Genomic DNA, 13883 nt, shown 5'->3' on the forward strand with positions numbered 1-13883 from the left:
CCCTTCCCGGCCGCTCTCTAGGATTCGGCTCATGCCCGACGACGTACCCCTCGCCCCGCACGGCCCCCTTCCCGACGGCGGCACGGTGCGCCCGATGACGCGCTGGGGCACCCCGGTGATGCACCGACCCCAGGCGAAGGTCACGACCTACGACGAGGCCCTGCGTGGCCTGGCCGCCGACATGGTCGCCACCATGTACGCCGCCGACGGCGTCGGGCTGGCCGCGTGCCAGATCGGTGAGGACGTGGCGATGTTCGTCTTCGACTGCCCCGACGAGGACGGCACCCGCACGGTCGGACTGGTGTGCAACCCCGTGCTGTCCCTCCCCGAGGGCAAGGACCGCCGGCTCGACGAGGACGACGAGGGGTGTCTGTCGTTCCCCGGCGCCTTCGTCGAGTGCGCTCGCCCCGACGAGGCGTCGGTGACGGGGACGGGGCTCGACGGCGAGCCCGTCGCCTTCTCCGGCACCGGCCTCCTGTCCCGCTGCCTGCAGCACGAGACTGACCACACGCTGGGCACGGTCTTCGGCGACCGACTGCCGACCAAGGCACGCAAGCGGCTCACCAAGGCCCACGACAAGGCGGCCGACGAGTTCCCACCGGGCTGGCCCGCCGAGGTCTGAGGAGCCTGGGGGCGGCCCGAGGTCTGCCGTTTGGTCCCAAACGACGACATCCGGGCCGCGAGAATCGTCGTTTGGGACCAAACGGCGTCCTGACCAGCCCGGGATCGCGCTCGGGAGCGCGTCAGCGTCGGGCGGTGACGTAGCAGGCGACCGCGGAGGCGGCGGCGACGTTGAGGGAGTCGATGCCTTCGCGCATCGGGATGATCGCGCGGCGATGAGCGGCGTCCTGCCAGCGTGACGAAAGCCCATGGCCCTCCGACCCCAGGACGAGGGCCACCCTGTCGAGACCGGACACGGCGTCCTCGATGGGTGTCGCGTCGTCGGCCAACGTGAGTGCAACCGTCGTGAACCCGGCTGCCCCGACGACGTCCAGACCGCTGGCCCAGTCGGGCAGGCGGGTCCAGGGCAGCGCGAAGACGGCACCCATCGCCACCTTGATCGAGCGTCGGTACAACGGATCCGCGCACCGCGGGGCCAGGAGCACGGCGTCGAAGCCCAGGGCCGCCCCCGAGCGGAACACCGCGCCCACGTTGGTGTGGTCGACCAGGTCCTCCAGCACCAGCACCGAGCGTGCGCCGTCCAGCACGGTGTCGACCGTGGGCAGGGGGCGCCGCTCCAAGGACGCCAGCGCGCCGCGGTGCACGTGGAAGCCGGTCACCTCCTCGGCCAACGACTCCGCCAGCACGTAGCAGGGCGCGTCCGTGGTCGAGAGCACGTCGGCCAGCCCGTCCAACCAGCGCGGCGCCATCAGGAACGAGCGCGGCGCGTGCCCGGCCTCGACGGCACGACGTACGACCTTCTCCCCCTCCGCCAGGAAGAGTCCGTGCTTCGACTCGAAGCTCTTGCGCAGCTGTACGTCGCGCAGGTCGCGGTAGTCGAGGAGCCGCGCGTCCTCGGGATCATCGATCTCGACGAGCTCAGCCATCGAGCGCTGCCGAGTCGTCCTCCGCGTCGACGGGCAGGTCGGGGTACCGCTCGGGGTGCGCGACGGCGACGACCTCGCCGACGACGATGATCGCCGGCGGGCGGACGTCCAGGGCCGTGAGGTCGTGGGTGAGCTCGCCCAGGGTCGACAGCACGGTCCGCTCCCCCGGCATCGTCCCGTCGCTCACGACCGCGACCGGGGTGGACGCCGCTCGCCCACCCTCGAGCAGCGCCGCCGCGATGTGCGAGCCGTGCTCGACCGCCATCATCAGCAGCAGGGTGCCGCGGAGCCGGGCGACGGCCGACCAGTCCGTCAGCGAGCGTTCGTGGCCCGGAGGCAGGTGCCCGGAGATCACGGTGAACTCGTGGGCGACTCCCCGGTGGGTCACGGGGATCCCGGCGATGGCGGGCACCGCGACGGGGCTCGTCAGACCGGGGATGACGGTGACCTCCACGCCGGCTGCGCGGCAGGCCAGGATCTCCTCGTAGCCGCGCCCGAACACGAAGTTGTCGCCGCCCTTGAACCGCACGACGCGCTGTCCGGACAGTGCGCGCTCCACGATGATCCGGTTGATCTCCTCCTGCTGGGCCGAGCGGCCGCGGGGCAGCTTGGCGACGTCGATCAGCTCGACGTCGGCGGGCAGCTCGCCCAACAGCTCACGCGGGGCCAACCGGTCGGCCACGACGACGTCGGCCGCCATCAGTGCGTTGCGTCCCGCCAGGGAGATCAACGTGGGGTCGCCCGGACCACCACCGACCAGAGTCACCCCGGGGCCACGGGTGCGCTGCGGCGCCGAGGTGAACTCCCCGTTGCGCAGCGCCTCCAGCACCTGATCGCGCACCTGGACCGACCGGCGAGGATCTGCCTGGGCCAGCACGGCCACGGTCACCCCGGACTCGCGTCCCACGGCTGGGGTCCAGGCCGTCGCGGCGCCGGCGTCGTCCGAACGGACACAGAAGATCCGTCGCTGCTCGGCGGCTGCGGAGACCTCCCGGTTGACGTCGGGGTCGTCGGTGGCGGCGATGACGTACCAGGTGTCGTCGAGGTCGGCTGCCACGAACGCACGCTGCTCCCAGACGGCCTCCCCCGCGCCCACGAGTCCCTCGATGGCCGGCGACACCTCGGGTGCGACCACCACCACCCGTGCTCGCGCCGCGATCAGCTGGGGCACCCGTCGCTGCGCGACGTGTCCTCCGCCCACCACGACCACACGCCGGTCGGCCAGCAGCAGTCCCGTCGGGTACACGTATGCGTCGTCCACGTGGCGCATCATTCCGTCTCCGGGGTGAGGACTCCCAGCCGGGAGGTCGCTACCGTCGGGGACATGGTTCTCGAACGCCCCGTCAGCCCCAACCCCTACGACCTGCTGCCCGCGGCCGCGTCGTTCACCGTCACCAGCGCGGACGTGACCGAGGGTCAACCCCTGAAGGACGACCAGGTGGCGGCCCTGGGCAACACTTCGCCCCAGCTGTCCTGGGACTCCTTCGACGGCGCCCAGAGCTACACCGTGACCTGCTTCGACCCGGACGCACCCACTCCCAGCGGCTTCTGGCACTGGGTGCTGGTCGACCTCCCCGCCGACGTGACCTCGCTCGCCCCGGGCGCGGGCGCCGAGGGCGCCGAGCTGCCCGGCGGCGCGTTCATGTGCCGCAACGACGGCGGCGGCCACGGCTACATGGGCGCCGCACCGCCGGAGGGGGACCAGGTGCACCGCTACTACTTCGTCGTCCACGCGGTGACGCAGGACGCCCTCGGCGTCGATGCCGACGCCTCGCCGGCGGTCGTTTCGTTCAACCTCGCCTTCAAGACCGCCGGGCGCGCGATCCTGCACGGCACCTACCAGCACTGAGCAGCCCTGAGCAGCCCTGAGCAGCGCTGAGCAGCCCTGAGCAGCGCTGGGCAGCCCTGGGCAGCCCTGGGCGCCGTGACTACCGGCGGGTGATGATCAACACGGCCCGGTCGTCATCGCCGCGCGCGACCTGACCGACGATGCGGGCCGCCGCACCGTGCACCCCGCGCCGGAAGGCGCTCCGCCCGACGTCCTGCAGCCAGGCGATGCCGCTGTCGAGGTCGTTGGTCGGTGTCTCGACGACCCCGTCGGTGTAGAACATCAGCGCGTCCTGGGGCGCCAGCACTCCCGAGCTGCCGGTGAGCTCCGGCTGCGGCATGATCCCCAATGCCAGTCCACGTGAGTTGTCCACCGTCCAGGCCTGGTCGCGTGCCGTCCAGCGCAGGGCGGGCGGGTGACCGGCGCTGAGGATCGTGTAGCGACCGCTCTTCAGGTCCAGGCTCAGGTGCACCGCCGTCGCGAAGGTCTCGACGGAGTCCTGGCGCAGCAGGAAGTCGTTGGCCGCGTCGAAGAGGTCACGCTCGTGCATGGCACCGACGAGGCCGCCCAGGGCCCCCGCGAGCAGCAGTGCGGACGGCGCCGCGGTGACGCCCTTGCCGACGACGTCCACGAGCACCAGCTCCAGCTGCTGCTTGTCCTCGTCGAGGTCGGCGACCATGAAGTCCCCGGCGTACCCCACCCCGTACGCCGCCACCATGGCACTCTGGGCGTGCCACCCCGGTGGCAGGTCGGGGACCCGGCCCTGGGCCGTGAGCCGGTCTCGGAGATCTGAGAGCAACGCCTCGCTCAGCGGCGTCGGCAACCCGCTGCGCTGTCGGCTGGCCACGTAGAGCACCAGGGCCACCGCCAGGGTCAGGATCACGATGCCCGCCACCCTCCTGTCCGTGGCTGCTTCCTGGGAGAGGCAGGCCACGACACCGGCAACGCTGATCGCGCCCGTCAGGCCGACCAACGGCCAGAAGCGCAGCAGCAGCATGCCCAGCATCAACCACAGGAGGTAGCCGGCGAGCGGGAAGAGCTCGTAGCGGCTCACGGACACGGCGAACGACGCGGCCACCCCCGCGGTCAGTCCCCCAGCGGCGACGAGCTGGCTGCGATGAGTGCCCGAGCGCCAGGAGGTGCTCAACTCGGCCAACCAGCTCACAGCCGAACCGTAACCGCTGGTCGTCGCCCACTCGCGCAGCGCCGCGCTCGCCGGGTCTCGTCGTGGCGGCTCGTCCCGCGGACTCTGTCCCGCGACCCGGGGCGGAGGCGCCCGCACCTGCTGGAAGACTGCTCCACATGGGTCACGCGCAGAGCCCCGACATCCTGGGCCCGCCGTGGGAGGCGGAGACGATCACGTTGCCCCCCGACGACGAGGGGCCGGTCGTGGTCACTCTCGTGCGCCGGCGAGCGGCTCGTCCCACGGGACGCGCCGTGCTGCACGTGCACGGCTTCGCCGACTACTTCTTCCACACCGAGTACGCCGCGTGGTGGCTCGAGCGAGGCTACGACTTCTACGCCGTCGACCTGCGCAAGTACGGCCGCTCGATCCGCCCGCACCAGACCCCGACGTACGTCGCGGACCTGCACGAGTACTTCGCCGACCTCGACGTGGCCTGGTGGCGCATCGTCCGGCGCGACGCGCACGACCACGTGGTGCTCAGCGGTCACTCGACAGGTGGTCTCACGGTCCCGTTGTGGGCCGACGCCCGGCAGCCGCCGGAACTGGCCGGGGTGGTGCTCAACTCACCCTGGTTCGACCTTCAGGGGGCACCGTGGATGCGCACACCCCTGGCCGGCGCGCTCTTGGAGCGCCTGGGTCGTGCCCACCCTCACCGCGAGATCCCCCGCGACGTCAGCGGGGTCTACGGGCGAAGCCTGCACGTCGACCACGGCGGTGACTGGGAGTACGACCTGGGGTGGAAGCCCGTGGAGTCCTACCCCGTGCGCCTCGGATGGCTCCGGGCGATCCGGCGCGGACACGCCCAGCTGCACGCCGGCCTGTCGGTGCTCGCACCGGTGCTGGTGCTGACCTCGGCGTCGACCCTGCACACCGCGGAGATGAGCGATGACGCCCACACGCACGACATCGTCCTCGACGTGCCACAGATCCGTCGCTGGACCACGTCGGTCGGCCCCCACGTCACCTACGTGGCGATCGACGGCGCCCGGCACGACCTGGTGCTGTCACGTCCCGAGCCCCGGCAGCGCGTCTACGACGCGCTGGGACGCTGGTGCGGCGCCTACCTCACGTGATCCGCGGCGGGCCCGGTCAGCCAGCGTGCAGAGCGGTGGCGCCCGACGGGGCCACGCGGCGCAGCCCGAACCCGGAGCCGCCCCGCCCAGCGCGACGCGACGGCGTGTGGCGTCCGCCCAGGGCGGCCGCGACGGCACGTCCACGAGCGCTGATGAGCGCCGGGTCGACCTCGGGCAGCATCGCGTGCAGGAAGGCGACCGGCGTGTCACCGTGCTCTCCGGACGTCGGACGCGCCATCGCCAGGACCTGCAGGTGGGGGGTTGCCGGACCGGTGTCGCGGAACTCGAAGTCGCCCACCTCCGGGTAGTCGCGAAGCGCTGCGGCCATGGTCTTGAGGGTCTTGCGGATCCGGCGCTGCAGCCGGGCATCCACCTGGTCGGCCGACAGGTGGCCGACCGGGACGACACTGGCGGCGAAGGGCAGGCCCGTGGGACCGCCGAGCAGGACCCGCAGCTCGTGGTCCTCCCAGATGACCGCCTCGGACGGAGCGCACAAGCGGCAGTGACCGGCGGCGGCACTCTCGCCGGCACCGCGCGACGAGGCCGCACGGGACGAGTCGGGGGACACGGTGTGGGGGGGCACACACCGAATCTAGAGGTTGCAGGAGCCCACCAGGGTCGATTTGGCGCGATTCCACCCGAGTGACCACGTCCGTCTAGTCACATCTAGTCATCGGGCGCACGGCCTCCCGGCGCGAGGAGGGGCAGTAGGGTCCTGGGCATGAACTCTGTGACGGGACTCTCCCTCGGCCGCATCGGCATCGGCATCGCCTCCCTGGTCAAGCCCGACCTCGTGCAGTCGACGATGGGCACCACCACGACCAACCCGCTGCTCACCCAGTGGTTCGGATCGCGCGAGGTCGCTCTCGGCGCCGCGACCCTGCTCGCCAGTGGTGGCGCACGCAGCAGCCTGGTGCTGATCGGCATGGCGGTCGACGCCGCGGACGCGGCGACCGCCTACCAGGCCGTGCAGAAGGAGCTGATGCCGCGCAACGTCGGGCTCGGCTTCGCCGGCGTCGCCGCGGGCGCCGTCCTGTCCGGCCTGCTCGGCCTGCGGGTGAAGAAGAAGGTCAAGCTCACCAAGGCAGAGAAGAAGGCCTTGGCGCGAGCCTGAGCAACGCGCGCGCACCTGAGCAACGCGCGCGCACCAGGGAGCCCGCCCGGACCCGAGCCACCGGCCGAGCTCCCCCACAGAGCTGTCAGGGTCGCCTGTGGATGTCCTCGCTCATCCGCACGATGGCAAGATAGAACTCCAGGGTCATCCTGATGAACGCCAGGTACAGCACGACACCGACGGGGCCCAGGAGCAGGACAACGACCCCAGCGCCGGCGGACTGGCTGAACGCTGCGATGAGGAATATCAACCAACCCAGCACCAGCGCGATGGTCGCCAGCACGTAGACGAACTTCACGATCATGGGCGTGATGAAGTGGTTGAAGCCGAAGTCAAAGAGCGCCCCGAAGAAGCCCTTCGCCTGGTCTTGGGGCGATGGGCTCCCCGGTTGGCCGCCAGGTGGCGGAGGGGGAGTCGATCCGTAGTTGCTCATGCGTTCCTCCAGAGTGTTGGGTGCACGTGAGCCTAGCGATCCTCGAGGCTCCTTCGGGTCAGATCAGAGCGGACGTACTCGACGGCCCCTCGCCCCGCAAGACCGCCCTCACGTCAGGACGAACGTCGTCAGGGCGACGACTCCCACCACCACGATCACCGTGCGCAGCACGATCGGCGGGAGTCGTCGCCCGACGCGTGCGCCCAGCAGCCCGCCGAGAGTGGCGCCCACCGCGATCAGCCCCACGATCGCCCAGTCGACGTCGGCGACGACCACGAAGATGACGCCGGCCACGAGGTTGACCGAGCCGGCAAGGACGTTCTTGACGGCGTTGTTGCGCTGGATGTCCTGCGGGACGCCGATGCCCAGGACGCCCATGAGCAGCACACCCTGCGCAGCGCCGAAGTAGCCGCCGTACACGCCCGTGCCCAGCACTGTGGGCCAGACCCACGCGGACTCACGCTCGCGCGGCGCCTCGTCGCTTTCGGCGGCACGCGCGGCGACGCGGCGCGAGATCCGCGGCTGGAAGATCACCAGCAGCACGCCCAGCCCGATCAGGACGGGTACGACGGCCTCGAACGCTCCCTCCGGCAGGACCAGCAGCAGGACCGCGCCCACGACCGCGCCGATGACGGACGCGGACAGCAGCCGCAGCACGAGGCCGCGCTGACCCTCGAGCTCTCGCCGGTAGCCGTAGGCGCCGGTCAGCGAGCCCGGTACCAGTCCGATGTTGTTGGAGACGTTGGCGGTCACCGGTGGCACGCCGAAGGCGAGCAGCGTCGGGAACGTGATGAGCGTGCCGGAGCCCACGACGGTGTTGATCGTCCCGGCCCCGACCCCGGCGAGCAGGATCGCGACCGCCTCGAACAGCGACACCTCAGGTCTGGGGTGGAGCCGGGGGCTCCTCCGGTGGGACCTCTCCGGGCGCCACGGTCGGGTCAGGTACGTCGGTCTGCGGTGTCGGGCCGGGCGCCTTCGCGCCGGCGTTCGGGTTGGCCGCGGCGGCGGCCTCGGCGATCGCCTGCTCCACGGCTGCACTGGTGCGCTGGCGCTCCGGGTCGGAGTCGCCCGGCGCCGCGCCCACCTCGGGGGTCTCCACGGAGCCCATGTCGACGCGCTGCCGCACCCCGTCGGTCTTGTCCGGGATGCCCTTCAGGTCGTTCATCGTGGAGCCGAGCCCCTCGAGTGCCTTGCCGATCTCGCTCGGGACGATCCACACCTTGTTGGCGCTGCCCTCGGCGATCTTCGGCATCATCTGGAGGTACTGGTAGGACAGCAGCGACTGGTCCGGGTTGCCGTCGTGGATGGCCTGGAAGACGGTCAGGATCGCCTGGCCCTCACCCTGGGCGCGCAGGATCGAGGACTCCCGGTCGGCCTGGGCGCGCAGGATCAGTGCCTCCCGGTCACCCTCGGCGGACAGGATCGAGGACTGCTTCTCACCCTCGGCCGTCAGGATCGCCGCCTGGCGACCACCCTCGGCCGTCAGGATCTGGGCCCGCTTGTCCCGGTCGGCACGCATCTGCTTCTCCATCGAGTCCTTGATGGAGGGCGGCGGGTCGATCCCCTTGAGCTCGACGCGGTTGACCCGGATCCCCCACTTGCCGGTCGCCTCGTCGAGGACCCCGCGCAGCCGGTTGTTGATCTCGTCGCGGCTCGTCAGGGTGCCCTCGAGGTCCATGCCGCCCACGATGTTGCGCAGGGTGGTCATGGTGAGCTGCTCGACGGCCTGGATGTAGTTGGCGATCTCGTAGGTCGCCGCCACCGGGTCGGTGACCTGGAAGTAGATGACCGTGTCGATCGAGACCACCAGGTTGTCCTGGGTGATCACCGGCTGCGGCGGGAAGCTGACGACCTGCTCGCGCAGGTCGATGGTGTAGCGCACCTTGTCGATGAACGGGACCACGACGTTGAGCCCCGCGGACAGCGAGATCCGGTACTTGCCGAACCGCTCGACGATGCCGGCGCGGGCCTGAGGCACGATCCGTACCGTCTTGGCCAGCAGCACGATCACGAAGATGAGCAGCAGGGCCAGCAGGATGAGGGCGACGTCCATGATTCTCCTCGTTCGAACGGGTGGGGTCTCGGTGCAGCACGCGGACTCGGCGGGGACCTGGGATCAGATCACACGTCGTTCAGGACTCCAGACGCGGGACCGGGTGCACGTAGGCGGTGGCGCCCCGGATCTGGAGAACCTCCACGGTCTCGCCCTCAGCGATCGAGACGTGCTCGTCGTAGGGCGCCGCGGTCCACACCTCGCCGGCCAGCTTGACGCGTCCGACCTGAAGGCCGCTGATCTCCTGGGTGACGAGTCCTCGCTGGCCCAGGAGCTTGTCGTGCCCCTGGGTGAGCGTGGGACCGCTGTGCAGCCGGCGCGCCACGGAGGGCCGTACCAGGGCCAGCATCCCGACCGAGGCACCGGCAGCGATGACCGCCTGGACGGCGAACGGGGCGCCGAGCAGCGCCAGCACCATCCCGGCGACGGCGCCGACGGCGAGCATCATCAGGATGAGGTCCAAGCTGAACATCTCGGCCACACCCAGGAGCACCGCAGCCGCGAGCCAGGCGCTCCACAGGTTGTCACTGAGCCAGTCCATGACGCGACTCTACCCGCGCCCGGTGCCGCGTCCGGCTCAGCGGTGCCGGACGTGGCGCCGCGCCGCGTAGCGTCCGTCCTCGGCCTGTGAGAGCACCAGCGGCATGCCGAAGGCAGCCGAGAGGGTGCGCTCGGTGAGCACGTCGTCGACGGGCCCCTCGGCCACCACACGACCCTGCCGCAGCAGCAGAGCGTGGGTGAAGCCCGGCGGGATCTCCTCCACGTGGTGGGAGACGAGCACCGTGGCCGGGGAGTCGGGGTCGTAGGCCAGGGTCGAGAGCGTGGAGACGAGGTCCTCGCGGCCGCCCAGGTCCAGTCCGGCAGCCGGCTCGTCGAGGAGGAGCAGCTCGGGGTCGGTCATCAGGGCACGGGCGACCTGCACCCGCTTGCGCTCGCCCTCGCTCAGGGTGCCGAACGTCCGGTCGGCCAGGTGCTGGACGCCGACCTCGATCAGGAGGTCGTCGGCTCGTCGGTGGTCGAGGTGGTCGTATTCCTCACGCCAGCGACCCAGCACGCCGTACGCCGCCGAGATGACGACGTCGCGCACGACCTCGTGGCGGGGCAGCCGCTCGGCCAGGGCGGCGCTGGTGAGCCCGATGCGTGGGCGGAGCTCGAAGACGTCGACGGCGCCGATCAGCTCCCCGAGGACGCCCGCGGCACCCGAGCTCGGGTGCATCTGCGCGGCCGCGACCTGGAGCAGCGTGGTCTTGCCGGCGCCGTTGGGACCGAGGACGACCCAGCGCTCGCCATCGCGCACCACCCAGGTGATCCGATCCAGCAGCACGGCATCGCCACGGCGCACCGTGACGTCCGAGAACTCCAGCACCGCAGCCATGCCGTCACCCTAGCGAGAGCTGTCGCCGGCCTCGTCGCGACCTGTGTGGGGCGGGTGGATAGCGTCGGGCGACGTGACCGACGAACGCACGACCGGCCTTGCGCTGCTGCCGCTCTCCGGCCGCCTGGCGTGGTGGGGTACGTCGTGGCTGCGCGGCGCGGTGGGGCCCGACGACCTGCTCGACGCCGTCATCGCCGGCGACGTCACCCATGTGGTCCTCGGGACCGATGGGCCCGGCGGTCTGCTGTCCGCACTCGCCGAGCTGCGCACCCACGGCGCGTCGGCGTTCGGGGCTGCCTTCCCCGCGGAGGGCGACCTGGTCGGGCTGGGCGGGCCGCGGGAGTTCAACGACGCTGCCCTGGACGTCGGCGAGGCGGTGGTGGCCCTCGGGTGCGACGCCGGACTGGTCCCCTCCCGGGTCGGCCCGACGGTGGAGTGGACCGTCCTCCAGGCGCGGCGCCGTCAGGTGCCCGACGTCGGGGAGGCCGATCGTGAGCTGCGCTCGGTGCTCATCGACACAGCGCAGCGGCTGGCGGACCTCGACGTGGCCCGCTGGCGACCGGAGATCGCCGATCGACTGATGAACCTGCGACGTCGTCCGTCGCTGGTCGCCGCGCCCGGGGTCCCGACCCGCTGTGTCGACCTGGCTGCCCGGGCCCTGCAGGCCCTCGAGATCGCCGACCTGGCCCTGGAGGACGACGGTGCCGCGCTGTCGGTGCACGAGATCGACCGGCGCCGGGGAGCCCTGACTCCCCTGGCTCGTGCGGGGCGTCGGGCACTGGTGGCAGCGTGCTCTCCCGACGGATGGCCGCCGGCCTGACCCGGCGACCGGCGCCCGACGTGAGGACCGGCTCAGGCTCCCCACACCCCGAGCTCGTTGCCACTCGGGTCGACGAAGTGGAAGCGTCTCCCGCCGGGGAACTCGTAGGGCCCCGTCACGATCTCGCCCCCGGCGTCGGCGACCGCAGTGGCGCTCGCGTCGAGGTCGGCAGACCACAGCAGGACCAACGGACCCCCGCGCGACGGGACGCCCGTGGCGTTGAGTCCCCCGACCTCACCGTCCCCCTCGACCCACCGGATCCCGGCGTACTCGGGCCCGTAGTCGTTGAACTGCCAGCCGAATGCCTCGGCGTAGAAGGCCTTCGCCTGCGCCAGGTCGGAGACGTTGATCTCCACGTAGTCGATCGCGTGGTGCACGTGTTCGCTCATGACGTCCAGCATGGACCACAGCACCGACAGCCGGCGCGACAGCGATAGCCTCGCTGGCGATGAGTGCCCAGCGTCCCGAGACCCTGCTGATCACCCTGACCGGCAAGGACCGGCCGGGGGTGACGTCGTCCATGTTCAGCACGTTGGCACTGGCCGGGGTGGAGGTGATCGACCTCGAGCAGATCATCTTGCGACGCCGCCTGATCCTGGGCGTCCTGGTCAGCGCGCCACGGGACTGGAAGAAGCTCGCCACGGCGGTGGAGGCCACCGCCGCGTCCCTGGACATGAGCGTCGAGATCGAGCGAGGCTCGGGTGACAACAAGGCACGACGCGAGGGTCGTTCCCACGTCACGGTCATCGGCACCCCGCTGCGCGCCGCCGCGATGGCGGCGATCGCGGGGCGGATCGCGGACACGGGCGGCAACATCGACCGCATCGAACGCATGGCGCGCTACCCCGTCACGGCCATCGACCTCTTCGTGTCGGGCTCCGACCCCGAGACCCTGCGCACCCTCCTGGCCCCCGAGGCCGCCGAGCAGGGCATCGACATCGCCGTCCAGCCCGCCACGATGCTGCGCCGCGGGATGCGGCTGATCGTGCTCGACGTCGACTCGACGCTGATCCAGGGCGAGGTGATCGAGATGCTGGCCGCCCACGCCGGCCACGAGCCCGAGGTCGCGCGGATCACCGAGCAGGCGATGCGGGGCGAGATGGACTTCGAGGAGTCGTTGCGCCGACGCGTCCGCTTGCTCGCCGGGCTCGACGCCGCCGTCCTGGACCGCGTGTACGCCGACATCGTCGTCGCCCCCGGGGCCCGGACGATGGTGCGCACCCTGCGCCGCCTCGGTTACCGCTTCGCGATCGTCTCGGGCGGCTTCAGCCAGATCACCGACCGGCTGGCCGACGACCTCGGCATCCACTTCGCCCGTGCCAACGAGCTCGAGATCGTGGATGGCCGCATCACCGGCGAGATCGTCGGCGCCGTGGTCGACCGGGCCGGCAAGGCGGAGGCACTGCGCGAGTTCGCCGAGAAGGTCGGCGTCAGCCAGGACGCCACCATCGCGATCGGTGACGGCGCCAACGATCTCGACATGCTCAACGCCGCCGGGCTCGGGATCGCGTTCAACGCTCGCCCTGTCGTGCAGCAGGCAGCCGACACGGCGGTCAACGTGCCCTACCTCGACGCCATCCTCTACCTGCTCGGCATCTCCCGGGAGGAGATCGAGGCCGCCGACGCCGAGGCCGGCTTCGTCACGCCCTCCCCGCCGGTGTGAGCACGACGCGCTGCCCGAAGTCCGGGGTCAGCGCGGTGGTCTCGAGCCGGTGCGCCTCCATCGCGCGCTGAAAGCGCTGGGCAGGCGTCACGAAGAGCCGGTGGTGGTTGCCGGGTCGCAACCGCTTGAGCCACAGCGGCCAGAACGTCCCGTAGTGGACGGCGAGCGCCCAGGTGGCACCCACCTGGGACAGAGCCTCCACGGCCTCCTCCGGGTCGAGGTGCTCATCACCGAGCGAGGGGCCCCAGCCGCCGATCGGCACGGCCGCGAGGTCGACCGGCTCGAGGGCCTCGAAGGTCTCCCTCATGCCGGTCAGGCCGGTGTCGCCCGGGTACCAGCAGCTGGTCCGGCCGTCGGTGAAACGGAACCCGATCGCCGGCACGTCTCCCCCGCGCTCGAAGGTGCTGCGCCGACCGCTGTGGTGTGCCGGGAGCACCTCGAGGTCGAGGCCCGCCACGTCGACCCGGTCCCCCGGCTCCACCTCCACGAGGGCCCGGCCCCGAAGCGACCTCACCACGTCCGGCGCACCGCGTGGCACCACCACCGGCACCTCGCCTGCGAAGGAGTCGAGGGACGGCACGTGCAGGTGGTCGTGGTGCAGGTGCGAGATCAGCACCACGTCGGCGCGTGCGGCATCGCTCGGCGGTGCGGGCGCGTGGCGTCGCAGGTGGTAGAGCCGGTCGGTGAGCAGCGGGTCCGTGGCCACGGTGACGTCGCCCAGCTCGATGCTCGTCGTCGAGTGCCCCCACCACGTGACTGCGGGGGCCCGGTCCGGTTCTTCGCTGCGCATG

Annotated in this window: 17 protein-coding genes; 6 read left to right on the plus strand and 11 right to left on the minus strand. The window is 71.4% G+C overall.

Annotation, left to right across the window (positions count from 1 at the left end; genetic code table 11):
- The first annotated feature begins 31 nt into the window (after positions 1–31).
- On the plus strand, positions 32–622 hold the full coding sequence (locus Q1K33_RS05780) for a peptide deformylase (protein WP_300401602.1): 591 nt from the start codon (positions 32–34) through the stop codon (positions 620–622).
- A 121-nt stretch (positions 623–743) separates the two neighbouring features.
- Here Q1K33_RS05780 and Q1K33_RS05785 read toward each other — a convergent pair whose 3' ends face one another.
- Together Q1K33_RS05785 and cobA are read right to left on the minus strand one after the other, a co-directional pair.
- Positions 744–1547, minus strand: a complete 804-nt coding sequence (locus Q1K33_RS05785; protein ID WP_300401603.1) for an RNA methyltransferase — start codon at positions 1545–1547, stop codon at positions 744–746.
- Complete coding sequence (cobA, locus tag Q1K33_RS05790; protein ID WP_300401604.1) at positions 1540–2808, minus strand: uroporphyrinogen-III C-methyltransferase; 1269 nt, start codon at positions 2806–2808, stop codon at positions 1540–1542. Before cobA ends, Q1K33_RS05785 begins: the two co-directional genes overlap by 8 nt.
- Before the next feature lie 63 nt (positions 2809–2871).
- Between cobA and Q1K33_RS05795 the strand changes: the two genes are divergently transcribed.
- Positions 2872–3396: a YbhB/YbcL family Raf kinase inhibitor-like protein gene (locus Q1K33_RS05795; RefSeq protein ID WP_300401607.1), complete on the plus strand. Its 525-nt coding sequence runs from the start codon at positions 2872–2874 to the stop codon at positions 3394–3396.
- Positions 3397–3475: 79 nt separating this feature from the next.
- Here the strand turns inward: Q1K33_RS05795 and Q1K33_RS05800 are convergent, their stop codons facing one another.
- The gene (locus tag Q1K33_RS05800) at positions 3476–4540 is read right to left on the minus strand and encodes a PP2C family protein-serine/threonine phosphatase (RefSeq protein ID WP_300401610.1); all 1065 of its coding nucleotides are present in this window, start codon (positions 4538–4540) and stop codon (positions 3476–3478) included.
- Positions 4541–4677: 137 nt separating this feature from the next.
- Between Q1K33_RS05800 and Q1K33_RS05805 the strand changes: the two genes are divergently transcribed.
- Positions 4678–5634: an alpha/beta hydrolase gene (locus Q1K33_RS05805; RefSeq protein WP_300401612.1), complete on the plus strand. Its 957-nt coding sequence runs from the start codon at positions 4678–4680 to the stop codon at positions 5632–5634.
- Positions 5635–5650: 16 nt separating this feature from the next.
- Here Q1K33_RS05805 and Q1K33_RS05810 read toward each other — a convergent pair whose 3' ends face one another.
- A complete protein-coding gene (locus tag Q1K33_RS05810; RefSeq protein WP_300401615.1) occupies positions 5651–6217 on the minus strand; it encodes a hypothetical protein in 567 nt (188 codons plus the stop codon).
- 138 nt (positions 6218–6355) lie between these two features.
- Between Q1K33_RS05810 and Q1K33_RS05815 the strand changes: the two genes are divergently transcribed.
- Complete coding sequence (locus Q1K33_RS05815; RefSeq protein ID WP_300401617.1) at positions 6356–6748, plus strand: hypothetical protein; 393 nt, start codon at positions 6356–6358, stop codon at positions 6746–6748.
- Between the two features lie 85 nt (positions 6749–6833).
- On the opposite strand, the gene Q1K33_RS05820 is transcribed toward Q1K33_RS05815, so the two are convergent.
- From Q1K33_RS05820 to Q1K33_RS05840, 5 genes are all read right to left on the minus strand, one after another.
- Complete coding sequence (locus Q1K33_RS05820) at positions 6834–7181, minus strand: DUF4282 domain-containing protein (RefSeq protein ID WP_300401619.1); 348 nt, start codon at positions 7179–7181, stop codon at positions 6834–6836.
- A gap of 108 nt (positions 7182–7289) precedes the next feature.
- Complete coding sequence (locus tag Q1K33_RS05825; RefSeq protein ID WP_300401622.1) at positions 7290–8057, minus strand: sulfite exporter TauE/SafE family protein; 768 nt, start codon at positions 8055–8057, stop codon at positions 7290–7292.
- Between the two features lies 1 nt (position 8058).
- Positions 8059–9234 (minus strand): SPFH domain-containing protein, encoded by a 1176-nt coding sequence (locus tag Q1K33_RS05830; protein WP_300401625.1) that lies wholly within the window; start codon positions 9232–9234, stop codon positions 8059–8061.
- A 79-nt stretch (positions 9235–9313) separates the two neighbouring features.
- Entirely contained in the window at positions 9314–9775 is a 462-nt protein-coding gene (locus Q1K33_RS05835; RefSeq protein ID WP_300401627.1) for an NfeD family protein, read from the minus strand.
- Positions 9776–9811: 36 nt separating this feature from the next.
- Positions 9812–10609, minus strand: a complete 798-nt coding sequence (locus tag Q1K33_RS05840) for an ABC transporter ATP-binding protein (protein WP_300401629.1) — start codon at positions 10607–10609, stop codon at positions 9812–9814.
- Between the two features lie 73 nt (positions 10610–10682).
- On the opposite strand from Q1K33_RS05840, the gene Q1K33_RS05845 reads away from it, so the two are divergent.
- Complete coding sequence (locus tag Q1K33_RS05845; protein WP_300401632.1) at positions 10683–11429, plus strand: hypothetical protein; 747 nt, start codon at positions 10683–10685, stop codon at positions 11427–11429.
- A 32-nt stretch (positions 11430–11461) separates the two neighbouring features.
- On the opposite strand, the gene Q1K33_RS05850 is transcribed toward Q1K33_RS05845, so the two are convergent.
- Positions 11462–11818, minus strand: coding sequence for a VOC family protein (locus tag Q1K33_RS05850; protein WP_300401634.1), 357 nt, complete (start codon positions 11816–11818; stop codon positions 11462–11464).
- Positions 11819–11877: 59 nt separating this feature from the next.
- On the opposite strand from Q1K33_RS05850, the gene serB reads away from it, so the two are divergent.
- Entirely contained in the window at positions 11878–13092 is a 1215-nt protein-coding gene (serB, locus tag Q1K33_RS05855; protein ID WP_300401637.1) for a phosphoserine phosphatase SerB, read from the plus strand.
- Here the strand turns inward: serB and Q1K33_RS05860 are convergent.
- Positions 13070–13882: an MBL fold metallo-hydrolase gene (locus Q1K33_RS05860; protein WP_300401639.1), complete on the minus strand. Its 813-nt coding sequence runs from the start codon at positions 13880–13882 to the stop codon at positions 13070–13072. The genes serB and Q1K33_RS05860 overlap by 23 nt on opposite strands.
- Position 13883: the final 1 nt, after the last annotated feature.

The sequence above is a fragment of the Nocardioides sp. genome, assembly GCF_029937575.1.
GTDB lineage: Bacteria > Actinomycetota > Actinomycetes > Propionibacteriales > Nocardioidaceae > Nocardioides.

Excerpts from the sequence above, each read along its gene's own strand:
- Q1K33_RS05850 (WP_300401634.1), bottom strand. The coding sequence starts at position 11,818 with ATGAGCGAACACGTGCACCACGCGATCGACTACGTGGAGATCAACGTC.
- Q1K33_RS05815 (WP_300401617.1), top strand. The coding sequence starts at position 6,356 with ATGAACTCTGTGACGGGACTCTCCCTCGGCCGCATCGGCATCGGCATC.
- Q1K33_RS05780 (WP_300401602.1), top strand. The coding sequence starts at position 32 with ATGCCCGACGACGTACCCCTCGCCCCGCACGGCCCCCTTCCCGACGGC.
- Q1K33_RS05795 (WP_300401607.1), top strand. The coding sequence starts at position 2,872 with ATGGTTCTCGAACGCCCCGTCAGCCCCAACCCCTACGACCTGCTGCCC.
- Q1K33_RS05860 (WP_300401639.1), bottom strand. The coding sequence starts at position 13,882 with ATGCGCAGCGAAGAACCGGACCGGGCCCCCGCAGTCACGTGGTGGGGG.
- serB (WP_300401637.1), top strand. The coding sequence starts at position 11,878 with ATGAGTGCCCAGCGTCCCGAGACCCTGCTGATCACCCTGACCGGCAAG.
- Q1K33_RS05840 (WP_300401629.1), bottom strand. The coding sequence starts at position 10,609 with ATGGCTGCGGTGCTGGAGTTCTCGGACGTCACGGTGCGCCGTGGCGAT.
- Q1K33_RS05820 (WP_300401619.1), bottom strand. The coding sequence starts at position 7,181 with ATGAGCAACTACGGATCGACTCCCCCTCCGCCACCTGGCGGCCAACCG.
- Q1K33_RS05835 (WP_300401627.1), bottom strand. The coding sequence starts at position 9,775 with ATGGACTGGCTCAGTGACAACCTGTGGAGCGCCTGGCTCGCGGCTGCG.
- Q1K33_RS05830 (WP_300401625.1), bottom strand. The coding sequence starts at position 9,234 with ATGGACGTCGCCCTCATCCTGCTGGCCCTGCTGCTCATCTTCGTGATC.
- Q1K33_RS05805 (WP_300401612.1), top strand. The coding sequence starts at position 4,678 with ATGGGTCACGCGCAGAGCCCCGACATCCTGGGCCCGCCGTGGGAGGCG.
- Q1K33_RS05785 (WP_300401603.1), bottom strand. The coding sequence starts at position 1,547 with ATGGCTGAGCTCGTCGAGATCGATGATCCCGAGGACGCGCGGCTCCTC.